Genomic DNA, 13,840 nt, shown 5'->3' on the forward strand with positions numbered 1-13,840 from the left:
GAGATGACATATATATCCGGCGGCGAGGCCGTCTATCGCGTTTTGAAGGCCAACGGGATAGACACTGTGTTCGGCCTATTGGGCGGATCGATGCTCGAGCTTTACGACGCGATGTATCAGGGCGGCGAGATCGCCTATGTCGGTGCGCGCGATGAACGTGCAGCGGGGCATATGGCCGATGCCTGGGCGCGTATGACCGGTAAGCCGGGCGTGGTGCTGGGCGCGCAGGCGGGACCGGGCGTTGTCAACATCGTGACCGCAGTGGCCGAGGCCTATCTGGCCTATTCGCCGATGGTTGTCATCGCGGGCGCGATCACCCGCGCGGATCAATGCAAGGATACGTTTCAGGAGATCGATCAGGTCGCCCTGTTTGCGCCGATCTGCAAACGCTCGGTGATGGTAACAGATCCTTCGCGGCTGGTCCCGATGCTTGAAGATGCCCTTCGTTTGGCCAACACAGGTCGTCGAGGCCCCGTTGTGCTGCACGTCCCGCGTGATCTCTTTGCAGAAGAAATCCCCGTCTTTGATCCCATTCCACTACGGGTTGCGCGCCCGGGGCCTGCCGCGCCTGCTGACATCAGCGCCATTGCCGCGTTGCTGGCCGGGGCGGAACGCCCGGTAATCTTTGCCGGAGGTGGTTTCAAATGGGGCGCAGGTCGCGATGCGCTGACCGCGCTGGCAGAAACACTCGAAGTGCCCGTGGTAGCCTCGACCGGCCATGCGGATGTGATGCTCCACGGCCATCCCTGGTTTGCCGGACAAGCCGGACCGCGCGGCAACCGCGTGGCCAGCCGCCTGACGAAAGAAGCAGATGTGATGGTCGTGCTGGGCGCGCGGCTTGGCTTCAACTCAACCTTCCATTCCAACGATTATGTTGGAGCAGATACCCGCATCGCACATGTTGATGTCGAAGGCTCGGCCGTCGGTCGATACTTCCCGGCTGAAATCGCGGCCCAGGGCGACGCGCGTCTGACTGCGGAAGCGCTGACCGAGGTAGGCCGCAAACCAAATTGCGACGCGTGGCGCGAAAGTTTCAAGGCGGACATGGATAGCCTGTGGGCTGAACGGGACGAAGAGGCCAAGATCGAAACGCTGCCCATGCACCCCCGCCGTGCTTTGGCAGAGCTACGCCATGCCTTGCCCAAGGACGCCATCGTTACGCTCGACACCGGTAACACCTGCCTTCAGGCCGCGGATCGACTTGCCCATTACGAACCATTATCGCTGATCACGCCATTGGATTTCGGTCTTGTCGGCTTTGGCCTTGCCGCAGCGATCGGTGCCAAAGCTGCGGCCCCTGAGCGACCAGTTGTTGCGATCATGGGCGACGGGGCTGTGGGTTACACTATGATCGAAATCCAGACCGCAATTTCGCACAAGCTTCCAATTGCCATCGTGGTGCTCGACAATGAGGCATGGGGCGCCGAGAAAGCCTATCAGCAGGAGTTTTACGGCGGTCGTCTATTGGGCGCGGAAATTGAGAGCCCACGCTTTGACAAATTCGCTGAACTCTGCGGTGGCAAAGGCATCTGGGTTGACGGTCCCGGCGATATGGGCCCCGCCCTGCAAGAGGCGATCGCGTCGGGCGAAACCACGGTTATCCAAGCCAAGATCGACCCGGGTGCGCTGATGACGCTGCGCAAGGACCTGTTCAACGCGCCGCAGAAAGAGGCACAGGCATGAGCATTTGGGATACCATCATCATTGGCGCCGGAAACGCGGCCTTTTTGCGCCGCCCATGCAGCCCGCGAAAAAGGGGCCAGCGTGTTGATGCTGGAATGCGCGCACGAGGCTGAAAACGGCGGCAACTCCCGCTACACAGCCGGGGCCATTCGCTTTGCCTATGACGGCGTGGAAGACATTCGCGCACTTTGCCCCGATCTGTCCGAAGAACAAATAGCGATAACAGATTTCGGGACCTACACCGAAGAGCAGTTCTTCGACGACATGTTCCGCGTCACCCGGTATCGCACGGACCCCGCCCTGTGTGAGCGTCTTGTGCGCTCCTCTCGCGAAACGATGCACTGGATGCGTGAGAAAGGCATCCGGTTCCTGCCGATTTATGGTCGTCAGGCCTTTAAAGTCGATGGCCGTTTCAAATTCTGGGGCGGGCTCACGCTTGAAGCATGGGGTGGCGGCGAAGGTCTGGTGGATGCCCATACCAAGATTGCCAAAAGGTCTGGTGTCGAGATCCGCTATGATACGCGGGCGATTGAACTGCTGACAGTTGGCCACGCGGTGACCGGCGTCAAGGTCCGTCACCACGGGCAGATCGAAGAGCTTGGCGCAAAATCCGTTATCGTTGCAGCGGGTGGTTTTCAGGCCAGCCCTGAGATGCGCACCCGTTATCTTGGACCCGGCTGGGAAATGGCCCGCGTGCGGGGCTCGCGTTTCAACACTGGCGAAGGCATCAAGATGGCGATGGATATCGGCGCTTCGACCTATGGCAACTGGTCGGGCTGCCATGCGGTGGGCTGGGATTACAACGCACCCGAATTTGGCGATCTTGATGTGGGCGATGGGTTCCAGAAACACTCCTATCCATGGGGCATCATGGTGAATGCCACGGGGCGTCGTTTCGTCGATGAGGGCGCGGATTTTCGAAACTATACCTACGCCAAATATGGCCGCGTCATCCTGAACCAACCCGATCAGTTTGCCTGGCAGATCTTCGATTCCAAGGTCACGCATTTCCTGCGCGATGAGTATCGGATCAAACGGGTGACCAAGGTCACGGCTCCGACGATCGAGACCCTGGCTCAGAAACTAGAAGGGGTTGATCCGAAAGGGTTCTTGGATGAGATCAAGGCCTATAACGCCGCTGTTGACACAGAGACACCGTTTGACCCCAACATCAAGGACGGGCGCGCCACCAAAGGTCTCTCAGTTCCGAAGTCCAACTGGGCCAACACGATAGATAAAGGTCCGTTTGAGGCCTATCAGGTTGGCTGTGGCATCACCTTTACCTTTGGCGGTCTGCGCATTGAACCGAACAGTGCCCAAGTGCTGGACAACGATTTAGCGCCGATCCCCGGCCTCTTTGCCGCAGGTGAACTGGTTGGCGGGGTGTTCTATTTTAACTACCCCGGCGGCACTGGTCTGATTAACGGGTCTGTCTTTGGCCGACTGGCCGGCACCCACGCGGCGCCTCGGTGAGTTTTGCGCCGCGCAGTTCGACCTTTCGAGAGGTGTCGGCTGTCCGGTTTTCTATGCAAAAGGGCGCTTACCAAGATTTCTGGTCTGCGAAATTGGCGGGTTTGTTTTTAGATAATACGTAGCTTCGGTTCGGGGGGTTAGGTGCGGAAGATGCGAACGTAGTCAGCCGATCTCTGCCCGAACTCAGCTCTGGCGATCGCACGAATGAAACGACAGTGGCGGCCTGCGTGCCGGCGCCAGCCTGCGATTTTCCGAAATCGGCAACGGCTTCTTGATCGGAGGGTTCGAGTTCGGCGCAACAACACTATCGACAAACAGCGAAACATCATTGGCCGACGGCAAGGTTGACACCGACGCCTGCGATGTAACGCTGAGCACATTGTGGCTGGCGGACAGTCAACTCTATCTGAACGGCCACGTGCGATATGCGTTCTTCGACAATACGACCCGATTTGCCAGAGGACGGGAGGTCGATACGGATGGGGATGGCTATGTTGCCTAGATTGAGGCCGACAAGGTGTATGCCCTGAACCTAATCCCTCAAGCGCGACTTCTCCACAGCAGTGTTGATGCCGACGATCTTGACGATGTGTAGAGCGGTGCCGCCGGGACGGTCTCTGACGGAGATATACTGAGTGCGCTCGTAGGTCTGCGGGCCGCGCGCGAGTTCGGCACCAGTGTCCTCTTCGGCCAATTCGACTAATACCATGCGCTTGATGATGACACTTCGGTATCTTTTGGAAACGACACGGGTCTGACCGAACTCGACAGTAACAACCTTGCCCTCACGCTGGGAGGTCATGTGGACGTTACAGCAAACACTACTTTGTTCGGAGAAGTGTCCGCTCAGAGCGGATTTGGCAGCTGCTCTGACGACTATGGAATTGCCGGCCAATTGGGTTTCGAATTCCGGTTCTGAACTACCTTTCACAAAATAGAGATGGTATGTCCCCTCGTATCGCCACATTGTGGGTCACCGCGCCGCTCACTCACACCCCCACTCACGAGCAAAGGTGGCCGACAACCAATTTACCGATCGAACAGAAGGATCAATACGATGAAAACTCTAATCTCCGCGGCGCTGGTTTTGGGTGCACTGGCGGTTCATTCCCCGGCTCAGGCGGAAGATCTCGAATTCCTCCTCTACAATGACAGCAGTTCCGATCTGGTCGAGTTCAACATCTCTCCGGCGTCATCCGGCGATTGGGAGAACGATCTGCTTGAGGGGGGCTATCTTGCACCGGGCTACGAAATCGGCGTCGATATCGCGGACGGGCTGACCACCTGTATTTACGACATCCGTGGCATCTTTGCCGACGGTTCCGAGGCCGAGGATTTTGGGCTGAACCTTTGTGATCTCGGCGAATACACGTTCACCGACTGATCAAACATCATATCAGCGGCGTCTGAATTACAGGGAAAGCTCCAAAAACGCCGGGGCTTTCCAGACTCAACCGATCCGCGCCGCATCCAATCAGGCTGCTCAATCTGAATTGAGTACAAACTAACATCCGCGTTTCATCTTACCGCCTAAACCACGCCCTTTGCGCCTTCAGACACGGGACGACCACCGCCCCCCTATCTGTCGCCACCTAACCGGGGCAAACGGTGTTGACGAGGATGCGATGCGATTTCAGTTCCGCCGCAGTCGTCGGCGCCAGAGTGTTCAGTGCCGCTTTTGAGATGCGGTAATCGCTGATGTAGAAGACTCGAAAAAGAAGGTGTGCCGAACGGGCCGTTTGATGGATCTGTGCACGGTGTTCTTAAGTATTCGGACCTGATCACCCGCGCTTGGTCAGATAGCCGGTTATACTCCTGGCGAAAAAAGTTAAAATACCGACTGATTATGTATATCGCCGGTTCTTGCCTGAAATAGGCTTATCCTTACTTGGGAGGGGCAGCATGACTGATTCAGAAAAAATTTCCTTTGGCTATCACGTTGATCCATCACGCTCTAGTTCGTTGCAGGCTGCAGCATACACCGAAGACAAGTGGTTTGACGCCGATGTTCGCTCCATACTCTCCAGAACTTGGCAATGGGTGTGTCATGTCGAGAAAACACGAGAGCCGGGGTCTTTTGTAACGGTGGATATTGCCGGTCAGCCAATTGCGGTTGTGCGTGACAAAGAGGGTAAGCTTCGTGCCTTTTACAACGTCTGCAAACACCGTGCGCATGAACTGCTATCGGGCGAAGGCAATACCACACGGATTATGTGCCCCTACCATGCCTGGGTCTATAAGCTGGATGGGCAGTTGGTCCGCGCGCCACATACTGAAAACCTCGAAGACTTCAGCAAAGACGAGATTTGTCTCGACGAAGTGCAGGTCGAAGAGTTCTGCGGCTTTGTTTTTGTCAATTTGGATCCGGCAGCTGCCTCATTGTCAGAGCAATCCGGAAACTTGGAAACCGAGGTTCGTCACTGGGCGCCGGATGTGGATCAACTCACTTTTGGCCACCGTCTGACCTACGACATCAAGTCAAACTGGAAGAACGTCGTGGACAATTTCCTTGAGTGCTATCATTGCCCTACGGCCCATAAGGATTTTTGTGACCTCGTGGATATGGATACCTACAAGGTTACAACCTACGGTATCTACTCCAGCCATATGGCCGACGCAGGCAACAGTCCAAATACCGCCTATGATGTCTCGAACGCCACGGTGAAAACCCACGCGGTTTGGTGGCTCTATCCTACCACTTGCCTGATGCGATATCCGGGACGGTCCAGCATGATCGTGTTGAACATCATCCCTGTTGGGCCAGATCGGACGCTTGAGACTTATGACTTCTTTCTTGAGACTCCGGAACCTGATGCAATGGAACTGGACGCAATTCGCTATCTGGATGAAGTTCTACAGGTCGAAGACATCAGCCTCGTCGAAAGTGTGCAGCGTGGGATGAACACGCCTGCATTCAGCCAAGGCCGGATCGTCAATGACCCGGATGGGTCCGGCAAGTCCGAGCACGCCGTGCATCACTTCCATGGTCTGGTCCTTGACGATTACGCAAAAGGTGCTGCGTGACGCGGCCAAACATCCTTGTGATCATGGCGGACCAGTTGGCTCCGCATTTCACAGGGGCTTATGGGCACAAGATCGCCAAGACACCACACCTTGATGCTTTGGCCGCACGCGGTATGCGCTTTGATGCGGCTTACTGCAATTCCCCACTCTGTGCACCTTCCCGATTTGCTTTTATGTCGGGTCAGCACATCAGCCGCATTGCAGCCTATGACAATGCATCCGAGTTCAAGGCTTCTGTGCCTACATTTGCGCATTACCTCAAATCGCTGGGTTATAGGACCTGCCTTTCAGGCAAGATGCATTTCATTGGCCCGGACCAGATGCATGGGTTCGAAGACAGGGTGACGACAGATATTTACCCTGCCGATTTCGCGTGGACCCCGGATTGGGAAGCACCGGACGAGCGGATCGACAAGTGGTATCACAACATGCAAACGGTCAAGGAAAGCGGCTTGGCCCATGCAACCTTCCAGATCGACTATGATGATGAAGTTGGCTTTGCAGCCAAACGTTGGCTCTTCGATGTGGCCCGTGACAAAGCACGTGGCGAGGATGCGCCCTTTGCGATGGTGGCAAGCTTCATTCACCCGCATGATCCCTACGTGGCGCGGCCTGAATGGTGGAATCTCTATTCGGACGACGAGATTGACATGCCCGCGTTTGTACCTGCGCTGTACGATCAGGACCCCTTTTCCCGCCGATTGATGGATGGGATCGAAGCATCTTATGTGCCGCTTAGCGACGAAGAAATCCGTCGCGCGCGTCATGCTTATCTGGCCAATGTCAGCTACTTCGACAGCAAGATCGGGCAGCTGGTTCAGACCCTCGAAGAAACGGGCGAATTGGACAGCACCATTGTGATTGTCACGGCCGACCATGGCGACATGCTGGGCGAACGTGGGCTGTGGTACAAAATGAATTTCTTTGAGCATTCAGCCCGCGTTCCACTGGTCATGGCCGGGCCGGGCGTTGCAGTAGGGGCCGCGCAGAATGCAGTGTCGCTGGTTGATTTGCTGCCAACCTTTATCGATATTGGCGGCGGTAGTGAGACGATGATCGGAGAGCCGATCGACGGGCGCAGCCTAATGCCTTTGGCTCGTGGCGAAGACGACCCGGTTGATGAAGCCATCGGTGAGTATTGTGCCGAGATGACGAGCTATCCCGTGATCATGATCCGTCGCGGGCCCTTGAAATATATTCATTGTGATAGCGATCCGCCTCAGCTCTACGACCTAAGCGCCGATCCTTTGGAAACTAAAAACCTAGCCAAAAACCCTGGCTATGCCGAGGCGGCGGCCCGTTTTGCAACCGAAGTCGCCGAGCGTTGGGACGGCAAGGGTTTGCGGAAGAAGATTATTGCCACGCAAAAATCGCGGCGCGCGTTACATGCCGCGATGGAAGCGGGTGCCAGCGAGCCTTGGGATTACAACCCTCCGTCTGACGCAAGCCAGCAGTATGTACGCAACAATATGGATTGGACGGTGGCCGCACGCCGTTACCGCTATCCGTCGTTGAAGGATGAAAACCAATGATGTTGAACGGGAAAATCGCCCTTGTGACGGGTGCGCGCGGTGGTATCGGGCGCGCGATTGTCGCGCGATTCCTAAGAGAAGGTGCAACGGTATTTGCCGCTGACCTCACACCGGAAGGGTCGTTAGATCAGCACGACGATGATGGCAGTCACTTTGTTAAGCTTGACGTGACACAAGAGGCAGACGCGATTGCAGCGATGGATCATGTGCGCGCGGCATATGGCAAACTGAATATCCTTGTGAACGCGGCGGGGATCGAGATCGAAAAAACGGTTGAGGAAACCACTCTGGAGGAATGGAACCAAAGCTTCGCGGTTAACTCCACGGGCACATTCCTGACCTCGAAATACGCCATCCCTTTGATGCGCGAAGCGGCGAAGACAGGGAATAGCGCGAGCCTCATCAATTTTGGCTCCTACGATGGGTTCATCGCAGACCCGGGCCTTGCGGCCTATTGCGCAACCAAAGGTGCAGTGCACGCTTTGACCCGGGCGATGGCCTGCGATCATGGCCCTGAAGGTATCCGCGTAAACGCCATCTGCCCCGGTTATATCGATACCCCAATGCTGCAGAGCTTCTTCAACGGCGATGGATCAGGCGGAGGCGGCGGCAACATTGAAACGCTGCAGAAGGCCGTGCGCGATGTTCATCCGATGCGCACCTACGGGACGCCCGACGACATTGCAAACCTAGTCAACTGGCTGGCCTCGGACGAGGCGCGCTATGCCTCCGGCCAGCTGTGGGTTTTGGACGGGGGGCTGTCTGCGCAAGTGCAGCAGATGAAGCTCTGATGCCCAAATCCGTCATCATCACATGCGCGCCAACAGGGGGCATCCATACGCCATCGATGTCACCTCATCTGCCGATTACGCCCGCTGAGATCGCGACAGCAAGTATTGAAGCGGCGCAAGCAGGTGCTTCAATCATCCACTTACACGCGCGGCATCCAGAGACCGGTAAACCCGATCCCCGGCCCGAGCTGTTTCAGCAGTTCTTACCTGTGATCAAACAGTCTACCGATGTTGTGATGAATGTCTCTACCGGCGGCGGCTTGGGGATGTCGATGGATGAACGGCTGCTGGCGGCGACGTCTACCAGCCCAGAGATGGCATCGCTCAACATGGGGTCCATGAACTTTGGTATCTTTCCGATGCTGCAGAAATACACAGAGTTTCAGCACGATTGGGAACGGTCATTTTTAGAGATGACGGAAGACTTTATCTTTCCCAACACCTTCAAAACAATTCGTTACGCCATCGAAAAACTTGGTGGAGATCACGGCACCAAGTTCGAGTTCGAATGTTATGACCTTGGGCATCTCTACAACGTCAAATGGTTCGTGGATCAGGGCCTGATCAAACCGCCTTTTTTCATTCAGATGGTATTTGGCATCTTGGGGGGCGTTGGAGCCGATGCCGACCATCTGACCCACATGCACAACACGGCCGATAAGCTGTTTGGGGCAGAGAATTACGAATGGTCCGTCCTTGCCGCTGGACGTCACCAAATGCCTTTCGCAACCCAAAGTGCCATGCGGGGTGGCAACCTTCGGGTGGGTCTCGAAGACAGCCTGTTCATCGGCAAGGGTGAGTTGGCAATATCCAACGCGGAACAAGTCAGGCGCATCAGATCAATTATTGAAAACCTTGGCCTTACGATCGCGACTCCAGCCGAGGCGCGTGAGCGGCTCGCACTTAAGGGCGGCGATCAGGTTGGGTTTTGAGGAGGCGCATATGCAGACGAAAATGTTGATCAACGGCGAAATGGTCGAAGGGACCGGAGAGGCTTTGGATGTCCTGAACCCTGCGACAGGCGAGGTTATGGGCGCAGTGAAAGAAGCCAGCGATGCACAGATCGAGGCGGCAGTGCGCGGCTCGGCAGAGGCGTTTGAGACCTTTTCCGTTGCGACTCCTGCGGAACGCTCTGCAATCTTGCTCCAGATCGCGGACGTTATCGAGGCGAACAGCCAGGAGTTGGCAGAACTTGAAAGCCTAGATGTGGGAAAGCCTTGGCCATCCGCTCATGATGACGAGATGCCGCTGACGATTGATGTCTTTCGCTTTTTTGCTGGTGCAGCGCGCACCATGACGGGGTCCGCTTCTGGCGAATATGTTGCGGGGCATACCTCGATGATCCGGCGCGATCCAATTGGTCCCGTAGCGGCCATCGCCCCCTGGAACTATCCGCTGATGATGGCGTCCTGGAAGATTGCCGCACCAATTGCGGCAGGATGTTCTGTGGTATTGAAACCGTCCGAGATCACGCCGCTATCCACCCTGCTGCTTGCAGAACTGCTGCAAGATGTGCTGCCAAAAGGAGTGCTGAACGTGATTCACGGTCGTGGGCCCACCGTTGGAAATACCTTGATGAACAGTCCGCAGATGGAAGGGATCAGCGTTACGGGATCGCCGGCGACTGGCATGGCCGCAATGCGGGCAGCGTCCCAGCAGATTAGGCACGTCCATCTGGAGTTGGGCGGCAAGGCGCCGGTCATTGTTTTTGATGACGCTGATCTTGATGCCGTGGCCGAGACGATCCGTTACGGCAGTTACTTCAATGCCGGTCAGGACTGCGCGCAGCCTTGCCGCGTGATGGTTGCAGATCGTGTTTACGACAAGCTTGTGGCTGCCATTGCCGAACAGGTCGCTCAGATCCAAATTGGCGCACCAAAAACTGAAGGAACGGAAATGGGCCCGCTTGTCTCTGCGACTCAGCGGGATCGTGTGGCGGGTTTTGTGGATCGCGCACGCAGAAGCTCTGAAATCGTCACCGGTGGCACGTTGAGCGAGGGAAACGGCTTTTTCTACCAGCCGACTGTCATCGCCAATGTCGACAACACCGCAGAGATTGCCTGCACCGAGGTATTTGGCCCCGTTGTAACGGTCTCCAGATTTTCCGACGCCGAAGAGGCGTTGAAGATCGCCAACACCGGACGTTACGGGCTGGCCTCGTCGGTCTGGACACGGGATGTTGGCAGAGCAATGCAAATGACGTCCAAGCTGCGCTACGGATTCACCTGGGTAAACACGCATGGGGTTGCGACCCCCGAGATGCCTTGGGCCGCGATGAAAGGTTCAGGCACGGGTAGCGATATGTCGGTCTATGCGCTGGACGCTTACACCGCAGTCCGTCATGTGATGGTGGCACACTGATGCGGTTGGCTGGTAAACGCGCCTTTGTGACAGGCGGCAAGCAGGGCATTGGTCGCGGTATCGTTGAGGCGTTCATGGCTGAAGGGGCCGCTGTCACGACCTGTGGGCGCGGCCCTCAACCAGTTGATCTGCCGGAAAACGTAATTTGGTACACACTGGATGTTTCCGACGCCGAAGAGGTTGCGCAAATCGCCCGGACAGTCGGAGTGACGGATATCCTCGTAAACAATGCCGGCGTTCAGGTCGAAAAAACAGTGACCGAAAGCTCAGACGCGGATTGGGACCTGGTGATGGGGGTAAATGCACGAGGCGTTTTTAACTGTTGCCGCGCCTTTATTCCAGAAATGTCTCAGGGCGGTTCGATCATCAACATCGGTTCGATTTCGGGCAATGTCGCGGACCCCTCGATGGCGCTCTACAATGCTTCAAAGGCCTTTGTGCATGGGCTGACACGATCCATCGCGGTCGACCATGGACCGGCAGTGCGCTGCAATGCGATCAGCCCGGGATGGATTGAAACAGGCATGTTGGACGCAGGGTTCGACCTCGCCCAGGACCCGAAGAAGGCTAAATCCGACGCGCTGGCGCGCCACGCTGTCAAACGCTTTGGCAAGCCTGCCGACATTGCTTCGATGGCCTTATGGTTGGCGTCTGACGACTCGTCTTTTGCAACCGGGCAGCTGTTCACAGTGGACGGAGGCATGACCGCGGCCTCCCCCCTTAATCCAGGACTGTTCTGATGTCAGAAGTCGAAAGAACCGCCATCCTTGGAGCCGGTGTCATCGGGGCAAGCTGGGCAGCGCTGTTCCTCGCATCGGGTCGCAGTGTGACCGTCTTCGATCCCGATCCGAATACAGAAGCATCCGTTCGCGCTTATATCGAAAAGGCGTGGCCGGCTTTGATCGAGCTGGATCTTACTGACGAGGCAAAACCCGATGCCATCACGTTCGTATCGACCGCCGAAGCGGCTGTTCAAGGCGCGCAATTCATTCAGGAGAATGTGCCAGAGAGGCTTCCGATCAAGCATTCGCTTTATGCCGCGATTGAGCCTGAGTTGAAGGCGGACGCGATTGTGTCCAGCTCAACTTCCGGCCTGACGCTCGAAGCTTTGCAAAAGGGATGGCGCGATCCGAGCAAACTCATCTTAGGTCATCCGTTTAATCCGCCACATCTCATTCCGCTGGTCGAGTTGACGGCGAACGAACACACCGGTTCAGATATTTTGGACCGCACAGAAGCTTTCTACAAAGACATTGGTAAAATCACGATCCGGATCAAGAAAGGAATGCCAGGGCATGTCGCGAACCGCTTGCAAGCCGCAGTTTGGCGCGAGGCCGTTCATATGGCTGTCGAAGGTGTTGCCAGTGTCGAAGACATTGACAAAGCGATGTGGGCTGGTCCGGGACTCCGGTGGGCCGCGATGGGTCCGACGACCCTTTTTCACTTGGGTGCAGGCGATGGTGGCCTGCAGGCCTTCTGTGACCATTTCAAAGACACATTCAATGGCTGGTGGGACGACCTGGGCGACCCTCGTCTTGATGAGTATGTCATAGCTAAACTGGTCGATGGCGTTAAGGATCAGACACAGGGGCAAAGTACCGAAGAGTTATCAGCGCAACGCGACAAGATGCTGACAGCGATGCAAAAAGCTACCCGGCACCTTCGGACTTGATATCTGGCTTGAACATCGGCCAAGCGCGAAACTCGAACGGCGTGCGGCCTTCAATACGGTCAGCGCTTGGTGTCAGGCCAAAGCGTTGGCGATATGCCCGGCTGAAATGAACCTGTCCGTTAAACCCTGATGCTTCCGCAATCTCGCTGAATTTTAGTTCAGTTTGCGTCACCAATCCGCGCGCACGATCAAGACGTATGTCGCGGTAGTACTCGACAGGCGACTTTTGAACATATTGCTGAAACAATCTGCTTAGCTGTCGTTGCGAAATCTTCAACCGCGCTGATATTTCAGGGATCGATAGAGTGGTTTCCAAATGTGCTTCCATCAGATCGATCGCATCCCGGACAACCTCAGAAGTGACATAGCCCAGCGGCTCCACGTCTTTGGGATTCTGAGACTGACCTTCCCCACGCACATTGTGATGAAACAGATATCGCGCAGATGCATTGGCGATACTTTCACCAGCGATATTATGTACAAATCGCAACCCTAGATCTGTTGCGGCTGATCCCCCACAACACGTGAAAATCTTGCCATCAGTTGTAAACATGTTTTCCGAGACGGTGGTGTCATGGGCCATTTCCGCAAAGGCATCCATGTGTTCATAGTGAACCGTTGCGGTTTTTCCCCTGAGCAGTCCAGCCGTCGCAAGGACAATCGCGCCGGTATCCAAACCGCCAACGATTGCTCCTCCTGACTCCCACTTCCGAAGTGCTACCTTGAACTCAGGCGTTCCGTGCCGTTCAGGTGTCCAGCTTGTACTCACAAGAACAAGCCAAGGCCTGCGCCCTGTCACGTCCACCAATGGGACAGTTTCAACGACCAAGCCGCTGCTGGATTCGACAAGTCCACCTGCATCTGAAGCATAGGTCCAGGAAAATCTAGACGACCCTGTCAGATAATTGGCTATTCTGAATGGGTCCACGAAAGAAGTCGTCGCCGAAACATTGAAATGTGGGCTCACGAAAACAATGATGTCTAGCTTACGGTCTATTGGCTGAATCATGGCCGATTTTGAGAAGTGGCGGCCAAAATTGTCAAATCGTTTTGACGGTGTTTGGAGTGTCAAATCTTGGCATGTTAGGAGAATACCAAAGCTTTGACGCAAGCGTTTCCAAAATGCGAAGGGCAAATTCGTCGTTAATAAAGCTTCATTGTTTGATGAACCAAGAAACCAGACGATCACTCAACTATACTGAAGTTTGTCGTAGTTTGCGTTTCGTTTACTACGCCCATTCTTGGATAACACACCTGTAGCGAATGTCTCGAACGCGGGCTGCAACTGCAGCGTCGCAATACTA

13 protein-coding genes are annotated in these 13,840 nt (G+C 55.8%); 11 read left to right on the top strand and 2 right to left on the bottom strand.

The genetic code is table 11. The annotated features are described in order from the left end of the window. The first annotated feature begins 3 nt into the window (after window positions 1–3). The 3 genes from RA27_RS10845 (at window position 4) to RA27_RS10855 (ending at window position 3,658) form a co-directional block, all read left to right on the top strand. Window positions 4–1,683: a thiamine pyrophosphate-binding protein gene (locus RA27_RS10845; protein WP_039538440.1), complete on the top strand. Its 1,680-nt coding sequence runs from the start codon at window positions 4–6 to the stop codon at window positions 1,681–1,683. An 87-nt stretch (window positions 1,684–1,770) separates the two neighbouring features. Further along, window positions 1,771–3,156: an FAD-dependent tricarballylate dehydrogenase TcuA gene (gene tcuA, locus RA27_RS10850; protein WP_241484051.1), complete on the top strand. Its 1,386-nt coding sequence runs from the start codon at window positions 1,771–1,773 to the stop codon at window positions 3,154–3,156. A gap of 223 nt (window positions 3,157–3,379) precedes the next feature. Next, window positions 3,380–3,658 carry an autotransporter domain-containing protein gene (locus RA27_RS10855; RefSeq protein ID WP_152610695.1) on the top strand — a complete coding sequence of 93 codons (279 nt, stop codon included), beginning with the start codon at window positions 3,380–3,382 and terminating at the stop codon, window positions 3,656–3,658. Between the two features lie 30 nt (window positions 3,659–3,688). Here the strand turns inward: RA27_RS10855 and RA27_RS24065 are convergent, their stop codons facing one another. Further along, window positions 3,689–3,958 (bottom strand): hypothetical protein, encoded by a 270-nt coding sequence (locus tag RA27_RS24065; RefSeq protein WP_152610696.1) that lies wholly within the window; start codon window positions 3,956–3,958, stop codon window positions 3,689–3,691. 255 nt (window positions 3,959–4,213) lie between these two features. Between RA27_RS24065 and RA27_RS10865 the strand changes: the two genes are divergently transcribed. The 8 genes from RA27_RS10865 to RA27_RS10900 all read left to right on the top strand — a co-directional run bounded on the left by RA27_RS10865 (window position 4,214) and on the right by RA27_RS10900 (window position 12,536). Next, window positions 4,214–4,540 carry a hypothetical protein gene (locus tag RA27_RS10865; RefSeq protein ID WP_039538447.1) on the top strand — a complete coding sequence of 109 codons (327 nt, stop codon included), beginning with the start codon at window positions 4,214–4,216 and terminating at the stop codon, window positions 4,538–4,540. A 518-nt stretch (window positions 4,541–5,058) separates the two neighbouring features. Continuing rightward, entirely contained in the window at window positions 5,059–6,180 is a 1,122-nt protein-coding gene (locus tag RA27_RS10870; RefSeq protein WP_039538450.1) for a ring-hydroxylating oxygenase subunit alpha, read from the top strand. Further along, window positions 6,177–7,712 (top strand): choline-sulfatase, encoded by a 1,536-nt coding sequence (gene betC, locus RA27_RS10875; protein WP_039538453.1) that lies wholly within the window; start codon window positions 6,177–6,179, stop codon window positions 7,710–7,712. The genes RA27_RS10870 and betC overlap by 4 nt, the downstream gene beginning before the upstream one ends. After that, the gene (locus tag RA27_RS10880) at window positions 7,709–8,503 is read left to right on the top strand and encodes an SDR family oxidoreductase (RefSeq protein WP_039538456.1); all 795 of its coding nucleotides are present in this window, start codon (window positions 7,709–7,711) and stop codon (window positions 8,501–8,503) included. The genes betC and RA27_RS10880 overlap by 4 nt, the downstream gene beginning before the upstream one ends. Beyond that, window positions 8,503–9,435, top strand: a complete 933-nt coding sequence (locus tag RA27_RS10885; RefSeq protein ID WP_039538459.1) for a 3-keto-5-aminohexanoate cleavage protein — start codon at window positions 8,503–8,505, stop codon at window positions 9,433–9,435. Before RA27_RS10880 ends, RA27_RS10885 begins: the two co-directional genes overlap by 1 nt. Window positions 9,436–9,445: 10 nt before the next feature. Then, window positions 9,446–10,864: an aminobutyraldehyde dehydrogenase gene (locus RA27_RS10890; protein ID WP_039538462.1), complete on the top strand. Its 1,419-nt coding sequence runs from the start codon at window positions 9,446–9,448 to the stop codon at window positions 10,862–10,864. After that, the gene (locus RA27_RS10895) at window positions 10,864–11,604 is read left to right on the top strand and encodes an SDR family oxidoreductase (protein ID WP_039538464.1); all 741 of its coding nucleotides are present in this window, start codon (window positions 10,864–10,866) and stop codon (window positions 11,602–11,604) included. The genes RA27_RS10890 and RA27_RS10895 overlap by 1 nt, the downstream gene beginning before the upstream one ends. Then, window positions 11,604–12,536 (top strand): 3-hydroxyacyl-CoA dehydrogenase NAD-binding domain-containing protein, encoded by a 933-nt coding sequence (locus tag RA27_RS10900; RefSeq protein ID WP_039538467.1) that lies wholly within the window; start codon window positions 11,604–11,606, stop codon window positions 12,534–12,536. Before RA27_RS10895 ends, RA27_RS10900 begins: the two co-directional genes overlap by 1 nt. Here the strand turns inward: RA27_RS10900 and RA27_RS10905 are convergent. Continuing rightward, window positions 12,514–13,725, bottom strand: coding sequence for a GlxA family transcriptional regulator (locus tag RA27_RS10905; RefSeq protein ID WP_241484052.1), 1,212 nt, complete (start codon window positions 13,723–13,725; stop codon window positions 12,514–12,516). The genes RA27_RS10900 and RA27_RS10905 overlap by 23 nt on opposite strands. Window positions 13,726–13,840 lie beyond the last annotated feature (115 nt).

The sequence above is a fragment of the Ruegeria sp. ANG-R genome (assembly GCF_000813985.1).
Lineage (GTDB): Bacteria > Pseudomonadota > Alphaproteobacteria > Rhodobacterales > Rhodobacteraceae > Ruegeria.